We start from the raw sequence: 25393 nt of genomic DNA, 5'->3' as shown, positions 1-25393 counted from the left end.
CCTCACGCATCCTCCTGACAGAAACCGACAGGGGATGAGTTTTTGCCCCTCGCCTGATGGCACACTGGTCAAAAATGCCGCGACAGGAAAAAGGAATGAAACGTACCGCATTAGCCTTTCTGATGTTACCCGCACTGGCGCATGCCGACTGGTCATCGCCAGGGTTTAGCGCATTTAGCGCCGAAGGCACCGGGGTCTTCACCAGCCAGGCAAAGCTTGCGAAGGGTACGCGTCCTCTTACGCTGAGTTTTGACAAGACGTGCTGGCAGCCTACAGGTGCGATAAAACTCAATGAGATGCTGTCGCTCAAGCCCTGTGACGGCACGCCGCCGCAGTGGCGCCTTTTCCGCGACGGTGAATACCAGATGCGGATTGATACCCGCTCCGGCACGCCCACCCTGCTGCTGACGATTCAGAGCGCCGCAGAACAGCCGGTTGCAAACGTCATCCGTCAGTGTCCGAAGTGGGACGGTAAGCCGCTGACGCTGGACGTCAGCCATACCTTCCCGGAAGGCTCCGTCGTGCGCGACTACTACAGTAAACAGACGACGACGGTGCAGAATGGAAACATCACTCTGCAGCCAGCCGTCAACAGTAACGGCCTGCTGCTGCTTGAGCGCGCCGAAACCGACAGGCCTGCGCCGTTTAGCTGGCAAAATGCCACCGTCTATTTTGTGCTGACCGACCGCTATGCTAATGGTGACCCGGGTAACGACAACAGCTACGGTCGCCATAAAGACGGCATGCAGGAGATTGGCACTTTCCACGGTGGCGACCTCAAGGGGCTCGCCGGCAAGCTCGATTATTTACAGCAGCTGGGAGTGAACGCGCTCTGGATAAGCTCCCCGCTTGAGCAGATCCACGGCTGGGTCGGCGGTGGCACCAAAGGAGATTTTCCTCACTACGCCTATCACGGCTACTACACCCAGGACTGGACAAAACTCGACGCCAACATGGGCACCGAAGATGATTTACGCCATCTTGTCGACGAAGCGCACAAGCGCGGGATCCGCATTCTGTTCGATATCGTTATGAACCACGCTGGCTATGCCACGCTTGCAGACATGCAGGAGTATCAGTTTGGAGCCCTGTACCTGCAGGGTGATGAACTTAAAAAGACGCTGGGAGAACGCTGGACGGACTGGAAGCCGGGCGCGGGACAAAGCTGGCACAGCTTTAACGACTACATCAACTTCGGCGATAAAGCCGCATGGGAAAAATGGTGGGGTAAAAAGTGGATCCGCACCGACATTGGCGATTACGACAACCCCGGTTTTGATGATTTAACAATGTCGCTGGCGTTTTTACCCGATCTGAAAACGGAATCCACCGTCCCTTCCGGGTTGCCCAATTTCTATCAACACAAGCCCGATACCCACGCGAAAGCGATTCCGGGCTATACCCCGCGCGACTACCTGACCCACTGGCTCAGCCAGTGGGTACGTGACTACGGCATCGACGGTTTCCGGGTGGATACGGCGAAACACGTTGAGCTTGCGGCCTGGAAACAGCTGAAAGACCAGGCAAGCCAGGCGCTGGCTGCCTGGAAAGGCGCTCACCCGGATAAAAAGCTCGACAACGCACCGTTCTGGATGACCGGGGAATCCTGGGGCCACGGCGTCATGCAGAGCGATTATTACCGCCACGGCTTCGATGCGATGATCAACTTTGATTATCAGGAACAGGCGGCAAAAGCGGTGGATTGTCTGGCCGATATGGATCTCACCTGGCAGCAGATGGCGGAGAAGCTGCAAAACTTCAACGTGCTGAGCTATCTCTCATCACACGATACGCGTCTGTTCCGCGAAGGGGGCCAGCGCGCGGCGGAGCTGCTCCTGCTGGCGCCGGGCAGCGTGCAAATCTATTACGGGGATGAGTCTGAGCGTCCATTCGGGCCAACAGGCTCCGACCCGCTGCAGGGCACCCGTTCGGATATGAACTGGCAGGACGTTACGGGCAAGCAGGCCTTAACCGTCGCCCACTGGCAAACGCTGGGTCAGTTCCGCGCCCGCCACCCGGCGATTGGTGAAGGCAAACAAACCACGCTGTCGCTGAAAGAGGGGTATGGCTTCGTACGTGAACATGATGGCGATAAGGTGATGGTCGTCTGGGCGGGGAATCAGTAGATCATACCCCTCACCCTAACCCTCTCCCCATGGGGAGAGGGGAGGAGCTCCAGAATTATTCACTACACAAACCCACTCCCGCCCTATAAAACAACAAATCCGACCACACCACCCGATTTGCACCAACACGGTGCTAGCGTTATGGTTACCCACTTTCAAAATAAGCTCGACAGATCACCTGCTATGACGTTTTCACTTTTCGGCGACAAATTTACCCGCCATTCAGGCATTACTCGCCTGATGGAGGACCTCAACGACGGGCTGCGCACACCGGGCGCAATCATGCTCGGTGGCGGAAACCCGGCTCAAATTCCGGAGATGACGACCTATTTCCAGACGCTGCTCGCTCAGATGCTGGAAAGCGGCAAAGCAACCGATGCGCTTTGCAATTACGACGGCCCGCAGGGTAAAACCGAACTGCTGGCACTCCTCGCCGAAATGCTGCGTGACGAGCTGGGCTGGGATATCGAACCACAGAATATTGCACTGACAAACGGCAGCCAGAGCGCATTTTTCTACTTGTTTAACCTGTTCGCAGGGCGTCGCGCCGACGGCACCACCAAAAAAGTGCTGTTCCCGCTGGCGCCGGAGTATATCGGCTATGCCGATTCCGGCCTGGAAGAGGATCTGTTCGTCTCCGCGCGCCCGAACATCGAACTGCTGCCGGAAGGCCAGTTCAAATATCACGTCGATTTTGAACACCTGCATATTGGTGAAGAGACGGGCATGATCTGCGTATCGCGCCCGACTAACCCAACGGGCAATGTGATCACCGATGACGAACTGATGAAGCTGGATGCACTGGCAAATCAGCACGGCATTCCGCTGGTAATCGATAACGCCTACGGCGTTCCGTTCCCGGGCATTATCTTCAGCGAAGCACGTCCGCTGTGGAACCCGAACATTGTCCTGTGCATGAGCCTCTCTAAGCTGGGCCTGCCGGGCAGCCGCTGCGGCATCATCATCGCCAATGAGAAAATCATCACCGCCATTACCAATATGAACGGTATTATCAGCCTTTCACCGGGCGGCATTGGCCCGGCGATGATGTGCGAGATGATCAAACGCAAGGACCTGCTGCGTCTGTCGAATGACGTGATTAAGCCTTTCTATTATCAGCGCGTTCAGGAAACAATCGCGACAATTCGCCGCTATTTGCCGGAAGAACGCTGCCTGATCCACAAGCCTGAAGGAGCGATTTTCCTGTGGCTGTGGTTTAAGGATTTGCCTATCACTACCGAACTGCTCTACCAGCGCCTTAAAAAGCGCGGGGTGCTGATGGTTCCGGGCGATTATTTCTTCCCGGGACTGGATAAGCCATGGCCGCATACCCATCAGTGCATGCGCATGAACTACGTCCCCGACCCGGAAAAAATCGAAGCGGGGGTTAAAATTCTCGCCGAAGAAATCGATAAAGCCTGGCTCGAAGGCAATTGTTAAAAAATAAGGCTCTTCAAATGAAGAGCCTTATTTTTCCGTGATCTGAATCTTACAATAAGGATATATCCTGTAGCGTTTCATTTATCATCCCCATTGAGTTTTCTTAGGAATATTCCTTTAATTTACGCCCACTAACTACTCACTCAATAATTAAGCATCGATTAAATAGCCTAACTTATTGTTATTTTGAATAACCACCTACACCGAAGAAAAATATCTTCCTCAGCCACTTTCATGCATATTTAAAAATACTGCATATACTCACTAATACGCCGCTCGGCGTTCTTTTGCGTGGAGTATTCATATGCTACCTAATAATGTTAGTCGCATCAGCGCTATTGCTGTTGCGGTACTGCTCGCGTTCTCTCTTTCTGCCTGTAGTGGAAGTGGTGGCGGATCTCACTCAACGGCCAAAAATAACCCTGCAACGGGAAGCAGCAGCGGCTCAGATGATGGAAGTGGCACAACCGCGAGTAATGGCGGTTCGAGCAGCAACGGAACGGGTTCGGGTACCGGGACAGGCGCTGGTGGCGGAACGGGTTCTGGTTCTGGCTCAGGCTCAGGATCAGGATCAGGGGGCAGTGGAGGAACAACTACCTCAGGCGTAAATACGATACTGGGTGATGCAGGTAAAACCGTGACCAGCGTCGGATCCACTGTGGATGGCCTCGGAAGCCAGCTTCCAACAAATAATCCCGTCACATCAACCGTTTCAACCACCGTCAGCGGTGTTGGCAGTGCCGTGTCCACCGTGGGGACAGGCGTCACGACTGGCGTTGGCGATCCAAACAACCCGAACGGTGTGGGTACAACGGTTAAAGGCGTGACCACGTCGGTCACCTCCCTCGGCAATACCGTTTCAACGGTAGGTACGGGTCTGGCGAGTTCCACTTCCGGAACATCGGTCAGCGGCGTAACGGGCCTGACGGGTAGCGTGGTAAACAGTACCGGGCAACTGGTCAGTAACACCGGCACGGGTCTCACCAACACGGTAAGCAGCCCTGCAGTCACTCAGGTAACAACCGATACCACGACCCTGGCTAACAAGACGCTGGGCGGAGTACAAGGCGTGACGCAAACCGTAGGCACCACAACGGGTCTCGGCACACCGGTCAACGGTCTGCTAACCCAGGTGGGTGGTACCGTCAGCGGCGTAGGGACCAACATTAGCAGCAGCAATAGCGGGCTTAGCGGTGTCGGTCAGGTCGTTCAAAATGTCGGCCAGACGGTCACGGATAGCGGTACGCTAGTGAAACCCACATCAACCACCGGAGGCAGCGGCACAGGATCTCTGACGGCCGATGCCAATGTGACAGCCACAAACAATAGCCTGAGCACAACGGTCAATACCACCCTCAATACGCTGACTGCGGGTGTAACGGCCAATGCAGGCACAACCCAAAATACATCTACGACAAACCCGATTAATGGGCTCAACACGTTAACCACGAGTCTACTGACGTCAAAACAGTAATCCTTTTATTGCCTGTCTGCGCCCCTGGTTCAGGGGCGCTTTATTCAGCGACACTTACCCCAACCGGGGATGACGAACAGGGATTGCGCGATGAAACACCACTTCCTTTTTTCGCTGACGGGGCTGGTTGTGCTGAGCATGGCCCGCGCCGATACTCTGCCCTCTATTATTAACCCCGATAACCCGGCGCAAGTTTCTCGTAACGTTGCCCCCGAACAGACTGAAGCCGTTCAACAGCCGACCGTCAAAATAGAAAAACCGAAGTCAACGCTGACGCCTGAAACGCCCATTACCATTAATCACATTCAGTTTATTGGCGGCACGCGTTATCCCTTGAAGGAATTACTTCAGCCCTTCAGGCCTTACGCCGGAAAAACCGTGCCGCTAAAAACGCTCACGGGGCTGGTAAACGATATTACGGCGCGCTACAAGGCTGACGGTTTTCCGCTCTCCTATGCCTGGCTGCCCGATAATAATTTCCAGCAGGGCAATATTAAAATTGTTCTGGTTGAAGGCTATGTCGCTCATAGCGACATCACCAGTAATAACCCCCACATCGCTGAACGTCTTAAACGTCTGTCCGAAAAAATCATGGCGGAAAAACCGCTTTCACAGGATACGTTCGACCGCTACAGCCAGCTGATGACGCGCACCCCGAACGTTCCGGTTACGGCTAACGCGCAGCTGCCAACCAATATCTATGGCGCGGCGGCGATGCAAATAACCGGCAACCAGGAGCGGAGCTGGAATATCGCCTCGACGATCGATACCCGTAAAGGGCAAGATTTAATGATGCTGAACGGCACGCTCAGCAACATGACAAGCTATGGCGATCAGCTTGGCGTTGCCACGCTTGTGCCGTTAGATAGCCACACGCGAAAAAACTATGTCGGGCTCAACTGGCAGCAGTTTTTAAACGATGAAGGGCTGACGATGCAGCTCAAAGGCAGCTATTACCATGAAGAGCCGCGAGATTTTTCTCCCCTGCTCTCTTTGCCGAATAATATCAGCGTCGATTCGAAGCAAAAAACAACGCAATACAACGGCGGCGTGACGTTTGGCTATCCCCTGCTGCTGACGCAAAAATCACAAATTAATCTGACCAGCGGTTTTGATTACACCGACCGCCAGGATGATTATGCTCTGCAGGCCAGACTGCAGGGCAAAACCTATAGCCTTGACTCCGTCAATCAGCACGCGCGTTATCCCGCCCTGGAAGTCGGCATCAACGGTGCACATCAATTCACAACCGCCAGCATCAGCGGCCGACTCAACGTTCGTCAGGGTATTGATGCGATGGGTGCCGATATCGTCTCGGCCCCCAGGCCCGATATTAATTTTACGCTCACGAAAAGCTATCTGGACGCAGCCTGGCTGTTTGCCGATAAATGGCGGCTATCAACCTCCTGGGAGGGAGACTGGTCAAATAACACGTTGCCCGAGCCCGAACGCGTTAGCTTCGGTGCCCAGCGCTTTGGCCGAGGATATCAGGACAGTGAAGCAAGCGGTGACTACGGCTACGGCGGGCAGGTAGAACTGCGCTATATCCAGATGCGAAAAGAGAGCACCTGGCTTGCCACCATCCAGCCCTATATCCTGGCCGATATCGCGCAAACCTGGTTTAACACGCCCGGTTTGCCCCACCAACGGCTCGGGTCAGTAGCTACCGGCGTGATGGTAGGCGATACGCGCCACTATAGCATCACGCTTGAGGCGGCAAGACCCGTCGGGGATGTTCCGACAGACAGTCGCAACAGAGACTGGCGCTACAGCCTGACGTTTACCTGGAATTTCAATAAAATGCAGTAAGCTTTTCAGCCCGAAGACTGGCAGGATCAACACAGCGCAGCGCGTGGGTTGGACAGGCCTCCACGCAGGCCGGTCCGCCTTCGCGATGCAGGCACAAATCACATTTCAGCGCTTGTGCCTTACCCCCATCCAGACGCACCTGCATCGCCCCAAACGGACAGGCAACCATACAGCTCTTGCAGCCAATACAGCGCGTCTGCTCAACAAGCCAGGCGACTGCCGTACGTCTGATGGCATGGGTTGGGCAGATATTGGCACAAGGGGCGTCCTCGCACTGATGGCAACCCACAGCCGTAGTGTAGGCGTCCCCCTTCACCACCCGCAGGCGAGAGGTAAAAGCCTCTGCGGTGAAGTCATCCTGATGCGCGACCGCACAGGCCGCTTCACAGGTGCGGCACCCGATGCATTTTTCCGCATCAGCCATGATAAATCGGTTCATCTGTTACGCCTCTCGCACGTTAAAACCCAGCTCTTTTGAAATCGCATACGGAACGCGGCCGTGGATATCAAACACCAGCTCATCATACATGGCGCTCAGTTCAGTGATGGTGTTCCGCGTCAAAGGTTGGATCTCAACGCCATGTAGATCTTGCCCATTGCGGAGCAGTAGAGAGGCATATGCTGGCCGATTCAGATCCCGGATATGCAGCAGGAACTGCGCGACAGGCAAGATCGTAGGCCGGGTAAGGCGAACCTGCCCCCCGGCTTTACCGCATCAGAAACGCCAGGTCAGGCCGGTCATCAGCGCGAAGCTGTCATCGCGGTCGATCATCGGGCTGTTCTTCACGTCGTCAGGCAACACGGTGTAAACCGCGCTGGCGTTGAGGTACAGATTCTGGGTTAACTGATATTTAGCCGCCAGGCCAACGTATGGCGTCCAACTGTCGCCAGCGGTGTATTTATCCAGTCCGGAGCGGCGAGACTCGCTGCCGGATACGCCGTAGTAATAGTCGTTATAGCTTTCGTCGCTGTAGAAAACACCAACAGAAGGTGTCAGGGTCAGGCGCTCCATTTTGATCGGACGGAAGTACGATACCTCGCCCACCACGCCGCCGCTTTCATCCATCGCATCGCCAGAAACGGCCACTTTCAGCGACCCCCAGCTTTCGTGACGGTAGTACGCCCCACCGAGGAACGCAGATGCTTTACGCTCATCAAGCTGCTTCATCTGATGATCGTCGTTGTCATCAGGATCGAAATGCAGCGGCATCCACGTTGCGGTCAGGCTGAGTTCATTTTTTGCGTCTTTCCACAGGATCCATCCACCCGTGGTCTGGCGAACATAAAAGCGATCGCCTTCGTAGCTAATTAACGGTACTGCGGTAGTATTTTCGTTATAGCCTTTGTAAGGAGACTCATTAAATACAGCCCCCGCTCCAAGTGAAAAATCACCAGCCATGGCAGACGTTGATGCAAATAACGTGGCCGCGATGAGTAAATTGTATTTAATAGTCATTCTATGTAATCCATTTAAATGCCAAACAAGCGAGGCGCATAATAATGGTTACAAAATTGCCAATGCAACGCTGCGGTTTATATAATATTATATATAAAATCATATAGATGGGTGTGCATGATGAGTACATTACAGCTAAAACCACGCGAATTAAAAATTATCTCCGTCATTGCAGCCACCCACAGCATTGGTGATGCCGCCGCCCTGCTGGGCATGGCGCAGGCCAACGTCAGTAAATATCTGTCTGATTTTGAAACGCGGGTTGGACTCAAGGTTTTTGAGCGCACCACGCGCCAGCTTGCCCTGACCCAGTTTGGTGAAGCGTTGCTCCCTTACGTTAATGCAACACTGGATAAGAACAGCCAGCTTGTGAATTTCATTGCGGATTATAAGCACGAAAAGCGCGGAAAAGTGACGATCTATGCCCCAACCGGCATCGTGACCTACCTCGCGCGACACGTGATCCATCAGATAGAAGACATCGGTGACATTCGCATCTCTTTGAAAACCTACAATCTGGACCGGAATGAATTTTCAGAAGGCGTTTCCTTTCCGGATGACTGCGACATTTTAATTACTTATGCGCAGCCTAAAGACGAAAGTCTGGTTGCCAGCGTTCTGACACAATATTCCGTTACGGCCTTCGCAACCGTGGAGTATTTAAATAAACACCCCTTAACGGGGCCGGAAGATTTAATTAATCACTCCTGTATTCTCATTGACTCTATGCTGGTTGATGATGCCAACATCTGGCGTTTCCGAGTGCATGGCAGTGATGACGTGCATGACTACCGGGTGACCGGTAATTATATTTGCGACAATACGCAGACGGCTCTGGAGCTGGCAAGAAATAATCTTGGGATTGTTTTTGCACCAAAAGAAAGTCTGAAAAAAGAATTAACGCAAGGGATGCTGGTCCCCTGCTTCCCGCATCAGGAAGAGTGGTGGCTCGATCTGACGGCCATCTTCCGCAAACGCGAATACCAGCCCTGGCGCGTGCAATACGTACTGGATGGCGTTCTGAACTGCCTGCGCCAGCAAATTGCTCAGGCCGTGCATGGACGGCCTGAGCTGGGTGATTAAAACAGCCCCAGCGGCTTATCGGAGTAGCTGACCAGCAAACATTTCGTCTGCTGATAATGCTCCAGCATCATCTTGTGGGTTTCACGCCCGATGCCCGATTGCTTATAACCGCCAAATGCCGCGTGCGCCGGATAGGCGTGGTAGCAGTTGGTCCAGACGCGCCCGGCCTGAATGCCTCTTCCCATTTTATAGGCCAGATTACCGTTGCGGCTCCAGACGCCTGCTCCCAGACCATACGGCGTGTCGTTGGCAATCTCCAGCGCCTCCTCCATCGTTTTGAAGGTGGTCACGGCCAGTACCGGTCCGAAAATTTCTTCCTGGAAGACGCGCATGTTGTTTTGACCGAACAGGATCGTCGGCTCCAGATAATACCCGTCCTGCAGATCCCCACCGAGTACCTTACGACGCCCGCCGGTGAGAATATCCGCCCCCTCTTTCTTGCCGATGTCGATGTAGTTGAGGATAGTTTCCAGCTGTCCATGCGAGACCTGCGCCCCCATCTGCGTGGCGTTATCGAGCGGGTTACCGCTGCGGATAGACTCGACGCGGCGAATGGCCCGCTCCATAAAGCGCTCATAGATGGACTCCTGCACCAGCGCGCGGCTTGGGCAAGTGCAGACTTCGCCCTGGTTAAACGCAAACAGCGCAAACCCTTCCAGTACTTTATCGAAGAAGGCATCCTCTTCCTCCATTACGTCTGCGAAGAAGATGTTCGGGGATTTCCCGCCCAGCTCGAGGGTCACCGGGATAATGTTCTGCGTGGCGTACTGCATGATCTGCTGGCCCACCTCCGTCGACCCGGTAAACGCCACTTTGGCGATCCGTTTTGAGGTGGCCAGATATTCCCCTATCTCACCGCCCGCACCGTTGACCACGTTAATCACGCCCGGCGGCAGAAGATCGCCAACGATTTCCATCAGCAGCAGCACTGAGAGCGGAGTCAGACGCGCCGGTTTGAGCACAATGCAGTTTCCCGCCGCCAGCGCGGGCGCCATTTTCCAGCTCGCCATCAGCAGCGGGAAGTTCCACGGAATGATTTGCCCGACGACGCCCAGCGGTTCGTGGAAGTGATACGCCACGGTATCGCTGTCTACCTCGCTTATTCCTCCCTCCTGAGCGCGAATGCAGGAAGCAAAATAGCGGAAGTGGTCAATGGCCAGCGGCACGTCTGCCGCCATCGTTTCCCGTATCGGCTTGCCGTTATCCCAGGTTTCCGCCGTCGCCAGCAGCTCCAGATTCTGCTCCATCCGGTCGGCGATTTTGAACAGGATCGCCGCCCGGTCCTGCACGGAGGTGTGAGCCCATTTTTCTTTCGCTTTGTGCGCCGCATCCAGCGCCAGGTCTATATCACGCTTGCCGGAGCTGGCAATTTCGCACAGCGGCTGGCCGGTAACGGGAGTCAGGTTGGAATAGTATTCGCCGTCGACGGGAGCTACCCAGTCGCCGCCAATAAAGTTGTCATAACGAGGCTTCAGCTTGAGGGGAAAACCATACTCGCCGGGCTGGATACGCGATGAGGGAGGATTGTTTGTCATGTCCGTCTCCTTGCTGTTGGTGTACAACAAGGGTAGTTCCGGCTGGCGATTTTCTCGCCAACCGGTAACGGTGTTTACGACGGAGGTCACGGAGTTTCAGGAAATAATAACGAATCGCGCAACAGATGATCGTTACCGCGACGGCGGGTAAAGCCGATGCGGTTGAAATACTCCAGGATCTGGATCGCCAGCTTGCGCCCCACGTTCAGCCGATCGCGGAAATCCGCTGCGCAGGTCGAGCCGCGCGCCTGATCCAGCTCGCGGATCAGGCTGGCAAACGCCACAATACGATCGTTACGGTAATAACGATCTTTTACGATCGCGACTATTAGCCCCTGCTGCGCCGCATGGCGCAATACCTGACGCATTAGCTGCTCGTCTGTGTTGGTTTCGCGAGCCAGATCGCGCACCCACCACGGCTCATCGCCGAACAGCGGGGCCGCTTTTTGCCATATCGCCTCCTGCTCTGCGGTGAAACCGGCCTTGTGATCCGGCAGATGCAGCCAGCCGTGGTGGCTTTTGATCGCCCCGCTTTCGCGCATGTTTTCAATCAGCAGCAGCACCAGCGCATCGTCTTCCATCGGCAGCGCCATGCGCCGCAGACGCTCACGGCCCGGGCCAGGCTCGTCCTGATGCTGTTCGTGGTAAGTCGCAAGCGTGTTCAGTATCTTACGCTGCCATTGCGCAGCAACCGGGGCATTGAGCAGGCTGTCGCCAGCCTGAATGAAGCCCGGCTCCTGGGTCAGCTGCCGTAAGCCTTCCCCGCTCAGCTGGCGTGCCCATGCAAAATCACGCAGGCTCACCGCACCGCGATCGAGGTGTACCCGCAGCGCGGCGTTATCCTCTCTGGCCTGCGCCAGCGCGGCCAGCCACTGCAGATATTCAGGTTTACGCTTGCCGCGTCGGGGTGGGTTAAGCGCCACCACGCGCGCCCCGGCCAGCGTTTCCCTTGCAGAAATGTCACGCAGAACCAGACGATCGTTGTCTGCCAGCCAGAGCGGTGAATCGAATACCAGCTCGGCGAGATCGTTTTCCAGCAGCGACACGCGCCCGGTGATATGGCTGGCCGCGTGGTGAATATGCAGCGGCTGCCATTGGGTCAGGGGCACGTTTGCCTGCAGGGAGACGATGACGCGTTCAGACGGTTCAGGTGGGGCATCGGCCAGCAGCCAGTCGCCGCGATTAAGCTGCTCTTTTTCCGCATCCCCGGCAATGTTCAGCGCGATCCGCTGCCCGGCGTGGGCGAGGTCTGCGGGCTGGTTTTGTGCGTGCAGCCCGCGCACGCGCATCGGTTTGTTCACGCCCGTCAGCCAGAGCGTATCACCGACGTTCACTTCGCCGCTCAGCGCCGTACCAGTCACCACAAGCCCCGCACCTTTTACGGTAAACGCCCGATCAATGGCCAGGCGGAAACGATGATGGCTGGCGTGGTCGCGTGATGAAAGCTGCTGTAAGTGGTGGCGAAGTTCGTCGATACCGCGCCCTTCCGTCGCCACGGTGACAAATAGCGACGCGTCGGCAAAACCATACTCCCGCAAGGTCGCCTGTACCGTTTCGCGCACCTCGCTGACGCGTGCGTCATCCACGCGATCGGCTTTGGTCAGCGCCACGGTCAGCTGCGGGTTACCGGTCAGCTGGAGGATCGCCAGGTGCTCGCGGGTTTGCGCCATCACGCCGTCATCGCAGGCCACCACCAGCAGGGCATGATCGATGCCGCCCACGCCCGCCAGCATGTTGGACAGAAACTTTTCATGCCCCGGCACATCAATAAAGCCCAGCACGCGGCCATCAGGCTGGGGCCAGTAGGCATAGCCCAGATCGATGGTCATGCCGCGCTTTTTCTCTTCCGGCAGGCGGTCGGCGTTTACGCCGGTAATGGCCTGCAGTAACGTGGTTTTTCCGTGGTCAACGTGACCGGCGGTGGCAATAATCATTTCAACAACATCTCCAGAAATCGCTCTTCATCTTCAAGGCAGCGCAAATCCAGCCACATTCGGCCATCGTAAATCCGCCCGATAACCGGCGTCGAGAGACCGCGCCAGCGCGACGACAGGGCTTCCAGATGGCCGCCGCGCCCGTCACGCGGCGTGAACGTCAGCGCTTCACTCGGCAGCCTGTCCACCGGCAGCGAACCGCTGCCAATCTGCGACTGGCAGGGCTCAATGCGAACGTCAAAATCGGGGTAGTGCGCGGCGACGCGCGGCAGCAGAAGTTCAGCCTGGGCGCGAATCGAGGCGGCATCGCGGCTTAACAGTCGCAGCGTGGGCAGGCGGTCGGCCAGTTTCTCCGGGTGGAGATAGAGCCGCAGCGTAGCGTCCAGGGCGGCAAGCGTCATTTTATCGGCGCGCAGGGCGCGCTTGAGCGGATGCTGCTGCAGCTGCGCAATCAGCTCGCGCTTGCCGACGATAATCCCGGCCTGCGGCCCGCCCAGCAGTTTGTCGCCGGAAAAGCTGACCAGGCTAACGCCCGCCGCAATCATCTCCTGCGGCATCGGCTCTTTTGGCAGCCCGTACAGGCTCAGATCCACCAGCGAGCCGCTGCCGAGATCGGCAATCACCGGTATGTTCAGTTCGCGCCCAATCGCCGCCAGCTCCGCCTCTTCAACCGTTTTGGTGAAGCCTTCAATATGATAATTGCTGGTGCGGACCTTCATCAGCAGGGCAGTATTTTCATTCACTGCCGCGCGATAGTCTTTCGCATGGGTACGGTTGGTGGTGCCCACTTCATGCAGCGTACAGCCCGCCTGGCGCATCACGTCCGGAATACGAAATGCCCCGCCAATCTCCACCAGCTCGCCGCGGGACACCACTACCTCTTTGCCGCTGGCGGTGGACGCCAGCATCAGCAGCACCGCTGCGGCGTTGTTATTCACAATGCAGGCATCTTCCGCGCCGGTCAGCTGGCACAGCAGCTCCGCCAGCGCGTGGTCGCGATGCCCGCGTCCGGCGCCGTCCAGATCGTACTCCAGCGTTACAGGCGCTTGCATGGCCTGCACGACGGCGGCAACGGCCTCTTCCGCCTGCTGGGCTCGCCCGAGGTTGGTATGCAGTACGGTACCGGTCAGGTTAATCACCGGGCGTAACGCGCTTTGCGCCTTCTCATCCAGCCGCTGTTCAACTTCCTGCTCCCACGCACTGCACCAGTCGGGCAAGGCGTTTTCTGCCTGAATCGCGCAGCGGGCTTCGTCCTGAAGCAGGCGTAACATTTCCACCGTCGCGGTATGGCCGAAGCGCTCAACAACAGCATAAATGCGGGGCTCGCGAAGGAGACGGTCGGTAGCGGGGATCTGGCTGTACAGCGAACGATGAGTAGTCATGAAAGCGCCTGGCGAGTAAATATCTTCCCCCCTCCCGACGGGAGAGGGAGTTAACATGTAGAGGGATTGTACCGCCTCCGACGCCGAAGTGTTATAACCCGCGTCAAGCCTTTGGCGGTTCGGTACGGGCAAAGCTCTCGCGGCTAAAAAGCGTGTCTGCAAGCTTCACCAGCAGCGGACGGTCGACGCACCAGCCAGGGGAAACCCGGCGGAAGTTGAGATAGCCGATGGCGCAGGCGATGGCGATAGTTGCCAGGTTCAGGCTGTCGATATGGATCTTGCCCTCCCGGATAAGCTGTTCGCACCTGTCCAGGCTGCGGCTGATTTTTTCCCGCTGGCGTAACAGTTCCGTTTCCGACTGCTGGGCAACGGGCCTGGCCTGTTCACGCACGGAGGTTAACGCCGCATCCATAATGCCGTCGGCCAGGGCTTCAATTTGCTTCACCGCCAGCGCCGCTTTTGGGTCAGCCGGCAGCATTGCCGGGGCAACGCCCAGCAGCTCGATATACTCCGCAATAATCGGGGAATCAAACCAGTATTCGCCCTCGTCCGTGACCAGCGCTGGCACTTTTCCCAGCGGGTTGTACTGCGCGACGCCGTTTTCCGCGTTGTAGGGCTGTTCATTCACGAATTCAAATTCAATCCCCTTCTCCAGCAGGAGAATCGAGATTTTTCGCACGAAGGGACTGGTATAGCTGCCGATGAGTTTCATTGCCTGATCCTTGATGCCGGAAAAAAGTCAGTATGGATCAAGCGATGAAAAAAGGGCAGGTCTGCATGTCGCATTCCTGCCCTGGAAGGATTAGTGATCGAGGTAGAGGTAGTGCATCCAGCTGGTCATACGCAGCAGTACTTTACGCATGACCGAGACGTGGGCGAAGTGGTCCGAATAGACCGCCACCTGGGCATAGATACCGTCCGGCAGGGCATCGACTTCGGCGTTGGGTTCCAGCTCAATAAGTGCCTGAACACCGTCCGTTCCCGGCACCACCGTCAGCGACTGCAGCGCGCCCTGCGCCTGATAGGTTCCCCCCGGCACCACCGGCAGAATACTGGTGAGCTTCCCGGAGAACACCTGGCCCGGCAGCGCGTTAAACACTACTTCCGCTTCATCGCCCGGCTTCAGACGCAGCAGCGAGTTCTGGCGGAACTGGGCCACAATCTGACGCTTCTGTTCAGGGATAAAGACCATCACCGGACGCAGAGGCAGCGCGGCGGCATAGGTCCCCGGACGTATCAGCACCTGGGTGATGTAACCATCGCTCGGCGCACGCACCACGGTCTGATCCAGGTTGTATTTGGCTTCGGCAAGCTGGGCGCGTAACGACGCAATCTGCGACTGCTCGCCGTTCACCATGCTGTCTAACTGGCTTTGGATCTGCACCTGTTCAGCCACGGAGCCTTTCACCAGCGCATCCTGCGCCAGATAGTTCTGCCGCGCGTTGTCGATATCGCTTTCAGAGAACGGATTCACCTTCGCCTGGCTGCCTTTCAGGTAGCGCTGATAATCTTTATAGAGGCGATCGCGTTCAGCGGAGACGCGCGTAGTATTGGCAACGGCTTCCGCCAGCTGCGCCTTCAGATTATCGATATTGTGCGTCGCGGTCACCAGGTCGGCCTGAAGCCTGTCGACCCGCGCCTGATAGCGGCCTGGATCCAGTTTAAATAACACTTCGCCTTTTTTAATTAGCTGGTTATTTTTATCGGTCACTTCGCTGACCACACCGGTCACCTGCGGCGTGATTGGAATAGAAATAACCGCTTTTTGCGCCGTAAACGTATACGGGTGGTTATAGTTCATTAGCAGAATAAGTCCGGCAACAATAAATACGCCGCCTAATGTTGCGGTGGCAAGCGTCCACTGGTTGACCGGAATTCGGAATATTTTAAAGATGGCCCAAGCAAATGCCACGTAGGTCAAAATAATCAACAGATCCATGATTAGCGCTCCAGCGTGTTCTTATCAGCAGCGGGCTTTACCGCGGCCAGCTTTTGTTCGAGTTCCGCCACGCGTTTGGCGAGCGCATCCATGCCCGGGACCTCATCAGGCTTTGTGATGTGGTTTTGCATGCCCCAGCCGCGATCCTCGCGGTACAGCGTGGCCCAAATCCACAGGAATGGCCAGATGGCATGAAGCGTAAACAGGCTAATCCAGCCAGCCGTATGAATGGCATCGGCATGCGGATGGTTACGCTTTTTAGCCATATTATAAGGAATATCATGGATGGCGATGATTCCATAAAAGAGAACCAGAAATACAAAAATCAATACGCCCAGCGCAAAATAGTTGAGAAACATATTCTCCTCACTTAAACAACGTCAACTCATTAAATTAATAAAACGGTACGCAACCTAATTAATTTTTTATAAACACGGGGTTGTGCTTATTATTTCCGAGCCGGGGAGTATGGGTTTTTATAATATCTCCATGCAAGTTTATAAGCGTGTCAAAATATATCCTGAATAATAATAGACTTAACCTTACAATATGAGCGTAATCCACCTTTTAACTTTTCGCCATACCACACATCAAAAGTGGTTTTTTGGCTTATCGTGTCGTGCCATATCATCCTGGCGCTGAAACGCGAAGCAGAGTTTGCCGTCGATCACAGCCGGAGAAATCTGCATAAAAATATTTTGTGAAATCAGTCACAATCCAGAAACAAACACGCCAGAACAAAACGTGACAACAGTCACACAAAAGGGTGTATTTTGCTTTTTTTCTCGCCATCGTATTTTTTTTGCCCATCGTTTTTGTGATTCAGATCACCTCACAGATATCCTCACCCCCTACATTTACGTGACATGAATCACATAAATTTTCGCTGTCTGGACAGTTGAACGATTCAGTGCCAGATTTCACAGCATCAGATCAGGGCCCGGCTACCTCTGCCGCCTCATTAACAATAAACCTCGGGCCATAAGCCTTAGCGTAAACAGAAGAAGGGGTGTTTTATGTCATCCGATTTCAAGATCAAAGTTCAAAGCTTTGGTCGTTTCCTCAGCAACATGGTGATGCCAAATATCGGCGCGTTTATCGCGTGGGGTATCATCACCGCATTGTTCATTCCGACAGGGTGGTTGCCTAACGAAACGCTGGCGAAACTTGTTGGCCCAATGATTACCTATCTCCTGCCGCTGCTCATCGGTTTCACCGGGGGTCGTCTGGTGGGCGGTGACCGTGGTGGCGTAGTGGGTGCCATCACAACCATGGGTGTTATCGTCGGTGCGGATATGCCGATGTTCCTCGGTGCGATGATTGCCGGCCCTCTGGGCGGCTGGGCGATTAAGAAATTCGACGTCTGGGTTGATGGTAAGATCAAATCCGGCTTCGAAATGCTGGTGAACAACTTCTCTGCGGGCATCATCGGGATGATCCTCGCCATTCTGGCGTTCCTCGGCATTGGCCCTGCGGTTGAAGTGCTGTCTAAAATTCTTGCGGCAGGCGTTAACTTCATGGTGGCGCACGAAATGCTGCCGCTGGCGTCTATCTTCGTTGAACCGGCGAAAATCCTGTTCCTTAACAACGCCATCAACCACGGTATCTTCTCGCCGCTGGGTATTCAGCAGTCTCACGATCTCGGCAAGTCTATCTTCTTCCTGATTGAAGCCAATCCGGGTCCGGGTATGGGCGTTCTGCTGGCGTACATCTTCTTCGGCCGCGGTAGCGCAAAACAGTCTGCTGGCGGTGCGGCGATCATCCACTTCCTGGGCGGTATCCACGAAATTTACTTCCCGTACGTGCTGATGAACCCACGTCTGATCCTGGCCGTTATCCTCGGCGGTATGACCGGCGTGTTCACCCTGAGCGTGCTGGGCGGCGGTCTGGTTTCTCCAGCTTCTCCGGGTTCTATCCTGGCGGTACTGGCGATGACGCCAAAAGGCGCTTATTTCGCGAACCTCGCAGCTATCTTTGCGGCAATGGCCGTCTCCTTCGTGGTCTCTTCTATCCTGCTGAAAACCAGCAAAGTGAAAGAAGATGATGACATCGAAGCCGCAACCCGTCGTATGCACGATATGAAAGCCGAATCCAAAGGCGCGACGCCACTGGCAGCCGGTGATGTCTCTAACGACCTGAGCCACGTGCGTAAAATCATCGTTGCCTGCGACGCTGGTATGGGTTCCAGCGCGATGGGTGCAGGCGTGCTGCGTAAGAAAGTGCAGGATGCGGGCCTGACCAACATCTCCGTGACCAACAGCGCCATTAACAGCCTGCCGCCGGATGTTGACCTGGTCATCACGCACCGCGATCTGACCGAACGCGCCATGCGTCAGGTACCACAGGCACAGCACATTTCGCTGACCAACTTCCTCGACAGCGGCCTGTACACCAGCCTGACCGAACGTCTGGTGGCCGCGCAGCGTCACGAAGACAACGAAGTGAAAGTGCGCTCCAGCCTGCAGGACAGCTTTGATGAGAGCAATGCACACCTGTTTAAGCTGGGTGCGGAGAATATTTTCCTCGGTCGTACCGCGGCCACCAAAGAAGAAGCGATTCGCTTTGCCGGTGAGCAGCTGGTGAAAGGCGGCTACGTTCAGCCTGAATATGTCGACGCGATGCTGGAACGCGAAAAACTGACGCCAACCTACCTGGGCGAATCCATCGCGGTGCCGCACGGAACGGTTGAAGCGAAAGATCGCGTCCTGAAAACCGGCGTCGTATTCTGTCAGTATCCGCAGGGCGTGCGCTTCGGTGAAGAAGAAGACGACATCGCCCGTCTGGTAATTGGTATCGCCGCTCGCAACAACGAGCACATTCAGGTGATTACCAGCCTGACCAACGCGCTGGACGATGAGTCCGTCATTGAGCGTCTGGCCAATACCACCAGCGTGGAAGAAGTGCTGGCTCTGCTGAACAAATAAGTTCTCTTCCCTCTCCCCCCGGGGAGAGGGCTAGGGTGAGGGGAAAACGTTCCTCACCCCAGCCCTCTCGGGTAAAAACATTGATGAAGGTTAACACTATGAAAGCATTACATTTTGGCGCAGGTAATATCGGTCGTGGTTTTATCGGTAAACTACTGGCAGACGCGGGCATTACCCTGACATTCGCCGATGTGAATCAGGTTGTCCTGGATGCCCTGAATGCCCGTCATAGCTATCAGGTCCATGTGGTGGGCGAAAACGAGCAGGTTGAGACAGTATCTGGCGTCAACGCGGTCAGCAGCATCGGTGAAGACGTTATTGACCTGATCGCCAGCGTCGATCTGGTCACCACCGCCGTGGGTCCGGTTGTGCTTGAGCGCATCGCACCCGCTGTCGCGAAAGGCCTGGCAAAACGTAAAGCGCAGGGTATCGACACCCCGCTGAACATCATCGCCTGTGAAAACATGGTGCGCGGCACTACGCAGCTGAAAGGCCACGTTCTTAACGCGGTGGCAGACGAAGACAAAGCCTGGGTTGAAGCGCACGTGGGTTTTGTGGATTCCGCCGTGGATCGCATCGTTCCGCCTTCCGAATCCGCGACCAACGACCCGCTGGAAGTGACCGTAGAAACCTTCAGCGAGTGGATCGTCGATAAAACCCAGTTTAAAGGCGCGCTGCCGACCATTCCGGGAATGGAATTAACCGATAACCTGATGGCATTTGTCGAACGCAAGCTCTTCACGCTGAACACCGGGCATGCTATAACCGCGTACCTCGGAAAATTGGCCGGTCATCAGACCATTCGTGACGCGATCCTCGATGAGAAGATCCGCGCGGTGGTAAAAGGGGCAATGGAAGAGAGCGGCGCGGTGCTGATCAAACGCTACGGTTTTGATGCTGAGAAACACGCAGCATACATCCAGAAAATCCTCGGTCGCTTTGAAAACCCGTATCTGAAAGATGACGTTGAGCGCGTGGGCCGCCAGCCGCTGCGCAAGCTGAGCGCGGGCGATCGCCTGATTAAGCCGCTGCTGGGCACGCTGGAATACGGCCTGCCGCATGCCAACCTGGTGAAAGGGATTGCTGCAGCGATGCACTACCGCAGCGAGCAGGACCCACAGGCGATTGAGCTGGCTCAGCTGATTGATGATAAAGGCGCGCAGGCTGCGCTGGCGCAGATTTCCGGTCTGGACGCCAACAGCGACGTGGTTGCGGAGGCGGTTAACGCATACAACGCAACCAAATGATGCAGAATGCGGCGCAGGTAATCCTGCGCCCTGATTACAGATTGTCAGATATGCAGGCAATAATGGAACAAACCCAGGCCTTTGAAAATCGTGTGCTTGAGCGTCTGAATGCTGGCAAAACCGTACGAAGTTTCCTGATTGCCGCCGTCGAGCTGTTAACCGAGGCGGTGAATATCCTGGTGCTTCAGGTGTTTCGCAAAGACGACTACGCGGTAAAATATGCTGTAGAACCGTTACTGGACGGAGACGGACCGCTGGGCGATTTATCCGTGCGTCTGAAGCTGATTTATGGTCTTGGCGTGCTCAACCGACAAGAGTATGAAGATGCGGAGCTGCTAATGGCGCTGCGCGAAGAGCTCAATCATGACGGTAACGAGTATAACTTTACCGACGATGAGATTCTGGGGCCCTTCGGCGAGCTGCACTGCGTTACCGCGCTGCCCCCTGCTCCCCATTTTGATAACAGCGACCCTGAGCTTTACGCGATGCAAAAGCTGCGTTATCAACAGGTTGTCCGTTCCACGATGGTTCTCTCCCTGACTGAGCTGATTTCCCGAATCAGCTTAAAAAAAGCGTTTCAGAAGTAAGCCTGCTCACATTGGTGTATCCTTCCCTGTAAATTCCCCGTTTTCAGAGTCATTTGTTATGAAAGAAGTCGAAAAGAACGAAATTAAACGCCTGAGCGACCGCCTGGATCTCATCCGCCACCAGATGGCTGGCCTGTCGCTGGTCGATTCCGCCGAGAAATACGCCGAGCTTGAGAAAGAGACCGCGAAGCTGGAAGCGGAAATCGAGCGCCTGCGCGAAGTCAAAGGCCAGAAGCTGAGCAAAGAAGCGCAGAAGCTGATGAACATGCCGCACCGCCGCGCGATCACCAAAAAAGAACAGGCCGACATGGGCAAGCTGAAGAAAAGCGTCCGCGGTCTGGTGGTGGTACACCCGATGACCGAGCTTGGCCGCGAAATGGGCCTGAAAGAGATGACGGGCTTTTGTAAGACCGCGTTCTGATTTCATGCCGGGTGGCGCTGCGCTTACCCGGCCTACTCTTTTCCCCTTCGCGTGAATTGGTCCAACCAATAGCGCAATCAATCCTTCCCCGGTTCACAATTCCATTATTTCCGCTCACAAAACCATTGCTAGCTCATAACATCTGGTTAACCATTCATTGTCATTAACCCTACAACACAACATTGGCAGGACCACTTTTACACAACCTGTGACGCAGAGTTGAGCGGAGACTCACCCGCAGCGCAGGCTGTCTGGTCCCCAGGAGACCTGCATGAGCCTCTGGCAACAAAACTACGACCCGGCTGGAAATATCTGGCTGTCGAGCCTGATCGCATCGCTTCCGATTCTGTTCTTCTTCTTTGCGCTGATTAAGCTAAAGCTGAAGGGCTACCTCGCCGCGACGTATACCGTTGCCATCGCCCTGATGGTGGCGTTGTTCTTCTACAAAATGCCGGTCGATCGCGCGCTGGCCTCCGTCGTCTACGGTTTCTTCTACGGCCTGTGGCCGATTGCGTGGATCATCATCGCGGCGGTCTTTGTCTATAAAATCTCGGTGAAAACCGGGCAGTTCGACATTATCCGCTCGTCGATTCTCTCCATCACGCCTGACCAGCGCCTGCAGATGCTGATTGTTGGCTTCTCCTTCGGGGCGTTTCTGGAAGGCGCGGCAGGCTTTGGCGCACCGGTGGCGATCACCGCTGCGCTGCTGGTGGGTCTGGGCTTTAACCCGCTCTATGCCGCGGGCCTGTGCCTGATTGTGAACACCGCGCCGGTGGCGTTTGGCGCGATGGGTATTCCGATTCTGGTGGCCGGCCAGGTCACCGGGCTGGACAGCTTCGAGATCGGCCAGATGGTTGGCCGCCAGCTGCCGTTCCTGACCATTATCGTCCTGTTCTGGATCATGGCGATTATGGACGGCTGGCGCGGCGTGAAGGAGACCTGGCCTGCGGTGATGGTGGCGGGCGGTTCGTTCGCTATCGCCCAGTACCTCAGCTCGAACTTCCTTGGCCCGGAGCTGCCGGACATCATCTCTTCGCTGGTTTCTCTGGTCTGCCTGACGCTGTTCCTGAAACGCTGGCAGCCGGTCCGTATTTTCCGCTTCGCCGACATGGGCGCCTCGCAGGTCGATCAAACGCTGGCCCGCACCGGCTACACCGCAGGACAGGTGATCCGCGCCTGGTCACCGTTCCTGTTCCTGACCGCCACGGTCACGCTGTGGAGCATCCCGCCGTTTAAAGCCCTGTTCGCCCCTGGCGGCGCGCTGTACGACATGGTGATTAATATCTCCGTGCCGTTCCTCGACAAGATGGTCGCCCGTATGCCGCCGGTAGTGCACGCCGCCACGCCGTATGCCGCGGTCTATAAATTCGACTGGTTCTCCGCCACCGGGACCGCCATCCTGTTTGCCGCTATTCTTTCCGTGGTGTGGCTGCGCATGAAGCCTGCGGCTGCGGTGCAGACCTTTGCGGCGACCGTTAAAGAGCTGATGCTGCCGATTTACTCCATCGGCATGGTGCTGGCGTTCGCGTTTATCTCGAACTACTCCGGACTGTCATCGACGCTGGCGCTCGCGCTGGCCCATACCAGCCACGCCTTCACCTTCTTCTCGCCGTTCCTCGGCTGGCTGGGGGTATTCCTGACCGGGTCCGATACCTCGTCTAACGCCCTGTTTGCCGCGCTGCAGGCCACGGCGGCCCAGCAGATTGGCGTGTCGGACGTCCTGCTGGTGGCCGCGAACACGACGGGCGGCGTGACCGGGAAAATGATCTCCCCGCAATCCATCGCCATTGCCTGTGCGGCGGTGGGACTGGTCGGTAAAGAGTCGGATCTGTTCCGCTTTACCGTGAAACACAGCCTGATATTCACCTGCATGGTCGGGGTGATCACCACCCTGCAGGCCTATGTCTTAACCTGGATGATCCCATGATAGTGATGCCCAGACGCCTGTCCGACGAGATTGCCTCTCGCGTGCGGGCGCTGATTGAAGAACAACAGCTGGAAGCGGGCATGAAGTTGCCCGCCGAACGCCAGCTCGCCGCCCAGCTTGGCGTGTCGCGCAATTCACTGCGCGAGGCGCTGGCGACGCTGGTCAGCGAAGGGGTACTGGTAAGCCGTCGCGGCGGCGGCACCTTTGTGCGCTGGCAGCATGACGACTGGTCCGAGCAAAACATCGTTCAGCCGCTGAAAACGCTGATGGAGAACGACCCGGACTACAGCTTCGACATCCTTGAAGCGCGTCACGCCATCGAAACCAGTACCGCCTGGCACGCGGCCATGCGGGCAACCGACGCCGACAAAGAGAAACTCATCGCCTGCTTTGAGGCCACGCAAAGCAGCGACCCGGATATCGCCTCCCAGGCGGACGTCCGTTTTCACCTTGCGATTGCCGAGGCGTCGCACAACGTGGTGCTGCTCCAGACCATGCGCGGGTTTTTCGACCTGCTGCAATCCTCCGTGAAGCAGAGCCGCCAGCGCATGTATCTGGTTCCGCCGGTGTTTGCCCAACTGACCGAACAGCACGAGGCGGTGCTCAACGCCATTCTTGCCGGTGATGCAGAGGCCGCGCGCAAAGCGATGATGGCGCATCTCGGCTTCGTGCATACCACCATCAAACGATTCGATGAAGACCAGGCCCGACAGGCGCGTATTACCCGTCTGCCTGGCGACAGTGATATTTCCAGGGAGAACAAAGCATGATCATTTCAGCAGCCAGTGACTATCGCGCCGCGGCGCAGCGCATTTTGCCCCCGTTCCTGTTCCACTACATTGACGGCGGGGCGTATGCCGAATACACCCTGCGCCGCAACGTGGAGGATCTGTCGGAGGTGGCGCTGCGCCAGCGCGTGCTGAAGAATATGTCTGACCTGAGCCTTGAGACGAAACTGTTCAACGAAACGCTTTCCATGCCCGTCGCGCTCGCGCCCGTAGGCCTGTGCGGTATGTATGCCCGCCGTGGCGAAGTGCAGGCCGCCGCTGCAGCGGATGCCAAAGGTATTCCGTTTACCCTCTCTACCGTCTCGGTTTGTCCGATTGAAGAGGTCGCCCCAACCATCAAACGCCCGATGTGGTTCCAGCTGTACGTCCTGCGCGATCGCGGCTTTATGCGTAACGCGCTCGAGCGCGCCAAAGCGGCGGGCTGCTCCACGCTGGTCTTTACCGTTGATATGCCGACCCCCGGCGCGCGCTACCGCGATGCGCACTCCGGCATGAGCGGCCCAAATGCGGCGCTCCGCCGCTACTGGCAGGCGGTAACGCATCCACAGTGGGCGTGGGACGTCGGCCTGAACGGTCGTCCACACGATCTGGGGAATATCTCGGCGTATCTGGGTAAACCTACCGGGCTGGAAGATTACATCGGCTGGCTGGCGAACAACTTCGATCCATCGATCTCGTGGAAAGACCTGGAGTGGATCCGCGAGTTCTGGGACGGCCCGATGGTGATCAAAGGGATCCTCGACCCGGAGGATGCCCGCGATGCGGTGCGCTTTGGCGCAGACGGGATTGTGGTCTCTAACCATGGGGGACGCCAGCTTGACGGGGTGCTCTCCTCCGCCCGCGCCCTGCCGGCCATTGCCGATGCGGTGAAAGGCGATATCGCCATCCTGGCCGACAGCGGGATCCGCAACGGGCTGGACGTAGTGCGCATGATTGCGCTGGGTGCCGACAGCGTGCTGCTTGGACGCGCGTATCTGTACGCCCTGGCGACGGCCGGTCAGGCAGGCGTGGCGAATCTGCTCAACCTGATCGAAAAAGAGATGAAGGTGGCGATGACGCTGACCGGTGCGAAAACCATTAGCGAAATCAGTAAGGATTCCCTGGTGCAGGAGTTAAGCAAATTACCGGCGGCGCTGGCTCCCCTTGCTCAGGGAAACGCGGCTTAAATTCTTCCCCTCGTTAACACCTCTTTCTCATGCGTCCGATCTCCCCCTCGGGCGCTTTTTTATGCCGAAAATAACATCCAGATAACATATTGGATAAGAAAATTTGACATCCACCTGCCGTCCGCAATTGTATAGACAAGCAAATACAAGAACAC

General features: G+C 56.2%; 21 protein-coding genes and 1 pseudogene. 13 read left to right on the top strand and 9 right to left on the bottom strand.

The window, feature by feature from the left end:
- Positions 1-95 precede the first annotated feature (95 nt).
- The 5 genes from ACW9E7_RS21325 (at position 96) to ACW9E7_RS21305 (ending at position 6849) form a co-directional block, all read left to right on the top strand.
- Positions 96-2126 carry an alpha-amylase gene (locus tag ACW9E7_RS21325; protein ID WP_458728339.1) on the top strand — a complete coding sequence of 677 codons (2031 nt, stop codon included), beginning with the start codon at positions 96-98 and terminating at the stop codon, positions 2124-2126.
- 183 nt (positions 2127-2309) lie between these two features.
- A complete protein-coding gene (gene avtA, locus ACW9E7_RS21320; RefSeq protein ID WP_302238272.1) occupies positions 2310-3566 on the top strand; it encodes a valine--pyruvate transaminase in 1257 nt (418 codons plus the stop codon).
- Between the two features lie 317 nt (positions 3567-3883).
- On the top strand, positions 3884-4174 hold the full coding sequence (locus ACW9E7_RS21315) for a hypothetical protein (RefSeq protein WP_458728338.1): 291 nt from the start codon (positions 3884-3886) through the stop codon (positions 4172-4174).
- A 50-nt stretch (positions 4175-4224) separates the two neighbouring features.
- On the top strand, positions 4225-5040 hold the full coding sequence (locus tag ACW9E7_RS21310; RefSeq protein WP_143345696.1) for a collagen-like triple helix repeat-containing protein: 816 nt from the start codon (positions 4225-4227) through the stop codon (positions 5038-5040).
- 90 nt (positions 5041-5130) lie between these two features.
- The gene (locus ACW9E7_RS21305) at positions 5131-6849 is read left to right on the top strand and encodes a ShlB/FhaC/HecB family hemolysin secretion/activation protein (RefSeq protein WP_458728337.1); all 1719 of its coding nucleotides are present in this window, start codon (positions 5131-5133) and stop codon (positions 6847-6849) included.
- Here the strand turns inward: ACW9E7_RS21305 and ACW9E7_RS21300 are convergent.
- From ACW9E7_RS21300 to ACW9E7_RS21290, 3 genes and pseudogenes are all read right to left on the bottom strand, one after another.
- Positions 6833-7288, bottom strand: coding sequence for a 4Fe-4S dicluster domain-containing protein (locus ACW9E7_RS21300; protein WP_458728336.1), 456 nt, complete (start codon positions 7286-7288; stop codon positions 6833-6835). The two genes, ACW9E7_RS21305 and ACW9E7_RS21300, sit on opposite strands and share 17 nt — an antisense overlap.
- A 3-nt stretch (positions 7289-7291) precedes the next feature.
- Positions 7292-7479 (bottom strand): annotated as a pseudogene (locus tag ACW9E7_RS21295) (IclR family transcriptional regulator domain-containing protein); the annotation flags it as partial.
- 85 nt (positions 7480-7564) lie between these two features.
- Positions 7565-8305 carry a MipA/OmpV family protein gene (locus ACW9E7_RS21290; RefSeq protein WP_133293532.1) on the bottom strand — a complete coding sequence of 247 codons (741 nt, stop codon included), beginning with the start codon at positions 8303-8305 and terminating at the stop codon, positions 7565-7567.
- A 117-nt stretch (positions 8306-8422) separates the two neighbouring features.
- Between ACW9E7_RS21290 and ACW9E7_RS21285 the strand changes: the two genes are divergently transcribed.
- On the top strand, positions 8423-9388 hold the full coding sequence (locus tag ACW9E7_RS21285; RefSeq protein ID WP_111964325.1) for a LysR family transcriptional regulator: 966 nt from the start codon (positions 8423-8425) through the stop codon (positions 9386-9388).
- Here the strand turns inward: ACW9E7_RS21285 and aldB are convergent.
- From aldB to ACW9E7_RS21255, 6 genes are all read right to left on the bottom strand, one after another.
- Complete coding sequence (gene aldB / locus ACW9E7_RS21280) at positions 9385-10923, bottom strand: aldehyde dehydrogenase AldB (RefSeq protein WP_127729157.1); 1539 nt, start codon at positions 10921-10923, stop codon at positions 9385-9387. The genes ACW9E7_RS21285 and aldB overlap by 4 nt on opposite strands.
- Positions 10924-11009: 86 nt before the next feature.
- The gene (selB, locus tag ACW9E7_RS21275) at positions 11010-12857 is read right to left on the bottom strand and encodes a selenocysteine-specific translation elongation factor (RefSeq protein WP_458728335.1); all 1848 of its coding nucleotides are present in this window, start codon (positions 12855-12857) and stop codon (positions 11010-11012) included.
- A complete protein-coding gene (gene selA, locus ACW9E7_RS21270) occupies positions 12854-14239 on the bottom strand; it encodes an L-seryl-tRNA(Sec) selenium transferase (protein WP_458728334.1) in 1386 nt (461 codons plus the stop codon). Before selA ends, selB begins: the two co-directional genes overlap by 4 nt.
- Positions 14240-14342: 103 nt before the next feature.
- Complete coding sequence (locus ACW9E7_RS21265; protein WP_458728333.1) at positions 14343-14951, bottom strand: glutathione S-transferase; 609 nt, start codon at positions 14949-14951, stop codon at positions 14343-14345.
- Positions 14952-15041: 90 nt separating this feature from the next.
- The gene (locus tag ACW9E7_RS21260; protein WP_115876687.1) at positions 15042-16178 is read right to left on the bottom strand and encodes an HlyD family secretion protein; all 1137 of its coding nucleotides are present in this window, start codon (positions 16176-16178) and stop codon (positions 15042-15044) included.
- 2 nt (positions 16179-16180) lie between these two features.
- Positions 16181-16537, bottom strand: a complete 357-nt coding sequence (locus ACW9E7_RS21255; protein WP_024906600.1) for a DUF3302 domain-containing protein — start codon at positions 16535-16537, stop codon at positions 16181-16183.
- A 657-nt stretch (positions 16538-17194) separates the two neighbouring features.
- On the opposite strand from ACW9E7_RS21255, the gene ACW9E7_RS21250 reads away from it, so the two are divergent.
- The 7 genes from ACW9E7_RS21250 (at position 17195) to lldD (ending at position 25238) form a co-directional block, all read left to right on the top strand.
- A complete protein-coding gene (locus tag ACW9E7_RS21250) occupies positions 17195-19102 on the top strand; it encodes a PTS mannitol transporter subunit IICBA (RefSeq protein ID WP_045907896.1) in 1908 nt (635 codons plus the stop codon).
- Positions 19103-19200: 98 nt separating this feature from the next.
- Positions 19201-20349 (top strand): mannitol-1-phosphate 5-dehydrogenase, encoded by a 1149-nt coding sequence (gene mtlD, locus ACW9E7_RS21245; RefSeq protein WP_127729151.1) that lies wholly within the window; start codon positions 19201-19203, stop codon positions 20347-20349.
- On the top strand, positions 20346-20936 hold the full coding sequence (gene mtlR / locus ACW9E7_RS21240) for a mannitol operon repressor MtlR (RefSeq protein WP_458728332.1): 591 nt from the start codon (positions 20346-20348) through the stop codon (positions 20934-20936). Before mtlD ends, mtlR begins: the two co-directional genes overlap by 4 nt.
- 58 nt (positions 20937-20994) lie before the next feature.
- Positions 20995-21357: a YibL family ribosome-associated protein gene (locus ACW9E7_RS21235; protein WP_008502724.1), complete on the top strand. Its 363-nt coding sequence runs from the start codon at positions 20995-20997 to the stop codon at positions 21355-21357.
- Between the two features lie 271 nt (positions 21358-21628).
- Entirely contained in the window at positions 21629-23284 is a 1656-nt protein-coding gene (gene lldP, locus ACW9E7_RS21230) for an L-lactate permease (protein ID WP_023309919.1), read from the top strand.
- Positions 23281-24054, top strand: a complete 774-nt coding sequence (gene lldR / locus ACW9E7_RS21225; protein WP_023294814.1) for a transcriptional regulator LldR — start codon at positions 23281-23283, stop codon at positions 24052-24054. Before lldP ends, lldR begins: the two co-directional genes overlap by 4 nt.
- Complete coding sequence (gene lldD / locus ACW9E7_RS21220; RefSeq protein ID WP_023334042.1) at positions 24051-25238, top strand: quinone-dependent L-lactate dehydrogenase; 1188 nt, start codon at positions 24051-24053, stop codon at positions 25236-25238. Before lldR ends, lldD begins: the two co-directional genes overlap by 4 nt.
- Positions 25239-25393 lie beyond the last annotated feature (155 nt).

This window comes from Enterobacter sp. H2G27, assembly GCF_054403075.1.
Note: the sequence above shows the minus strand (reverse complement) of the source record. Positions and strands in the feature narration are given on the sequence as shown.

Bases quoted from the DNA above. Each gene is read 5' to 3' on its own strand.
- mtlD (WP_127729151.1), top strand. From the start codon at position 19,201: ATGAAAGCATTACATTTTGGCGCAGGTAATATCGGTCGTGGTTTTATC.
- ACW9E7_RS21305 (WP_458728337.1), top strand. From the start codon at position 5,131: ATGAAACACCACTTCCTTTTTTCGCTGACGGGGCTGGTTGTGCTGAGC.
- ACW9E7_RS21315 (WP_458728338.1), top strand. From the start codon at position 3,884: ATGTTAGTCGCATCAGCGCTATTGCTGTTGCGGTACTGCTCGCGTTCT.
- mtlR (WP_458728332.1), top strand. From the start codon at position 20,346: ATGATGCAGAATGCGGCGCAGGTAATCCTGCGCCCTGATTACAGATTG.
- ACW9E7_RS21300 (WP_458728336.1), bottom strand. From the start codon at position 7,288: ATGAACCGATTTATCATGGCTGATGCGGAAAAATGCATCGGGTGCCGC.
- selA (WP_458728334.1), bottom strand. From the start codon at position 14,239: ATGACTACTCATCGTTCGCTGTACAGCCAGATCCCCGCTACCGACCGT.
- ACW9E7_RS21255 (WP_024906600.1), bottom strand. From the start codon at position 16,537: ATGTTTCTCAACTATTTTGCGCTGGGCGTATTGATTTTTGTATTTCTG.
- ACW9E7_RS21260 (WP_115876687.1), bottom strand. From the start codon at position 16,178: ATGGATCTGTTGATTATTTTGACCTACGTGGCATTTGCTTGGGCCATC.
- lldR (WP_023294814.1), top strand. From the start codon at position 23,281: ATGATAGTGATGCCCAGACGCCTGTCCGACGAGATTGCCTCTCGCGTG.
- lldD (WP_023334042.1), top strand. From the start codon at position 24,051: ATGATCATTTCAGCAGCCAGTGACTATCGCGCCGCGGCGCAGCGCATT.
- ACW9E7_RS21250 (WP_045907896.1), top strand. From the start codon at position 17,195: ATGTCATCCGATTTCAAGATCAAAGTTCAAAGCTTTGGTCGTTTCCTC.
- avtA (WP_302238272.1), top strand. From the start codon at position 2,310: ATGACGTTTTCACTTTTCGGCGACAAATTTACCCGCCATTCAGGCATT.
- selB (WP_458728335.1), bottom strand. From the start codon at position 12,857: ATGATTATTGCCACCGCCGGTCACGTTGACCACGGAAAAACCACGTTA.
- lldP (WP_023309919.1), top strand. From the start codon at position 21,629: ATGAGCCTCTGGCAACAAAACTACGACCCGGCTGGAAATATCTGGCTG.
- ACW9E7_RS21235 (WP_008502724.1), top strand. From the start codon at position 20,995: ATGAAAGAAGTCGAAAAGAACGAAATTAAACGCCTGAGCGACCGCCTG.
- ACW9E7_RS21290 (WP_133293532.1), bottom strand. From the start codon at position 8,305: ATGACTATTAAATACAATTTACTCATCGCGGCCACGTTATTTGCATCA.
- aldB (WP_127729157.1), bottom strand. From the start codon at position 10,923: ATGACAAACAATCCTCCCTCATCGCGTATCCAGCCCGGCGAGTATGGT.
- ACW9E7_RS21265 (WP_458728333.1), bottom strand. From the start codon at position 14,951: ATGAAACTCATCGGCAGCTATACCAGTCCCTTCGTGCGAAAAATCTCG.
- ACW9E7_RS21325 (WP_458728339.1), top strand. From the start codon at position 96: ATGAAACGTACCGCATTAGCCTTTCTGATGTTACCCGCACTGGCGCAT.
- ACW9E7_RS21285 (WP_111964325.1), top strand. From the start codon at position 8,423: ATGATGAGTACATTACAGCTAAAACCACGCGAATTAAAAATTATCTCC.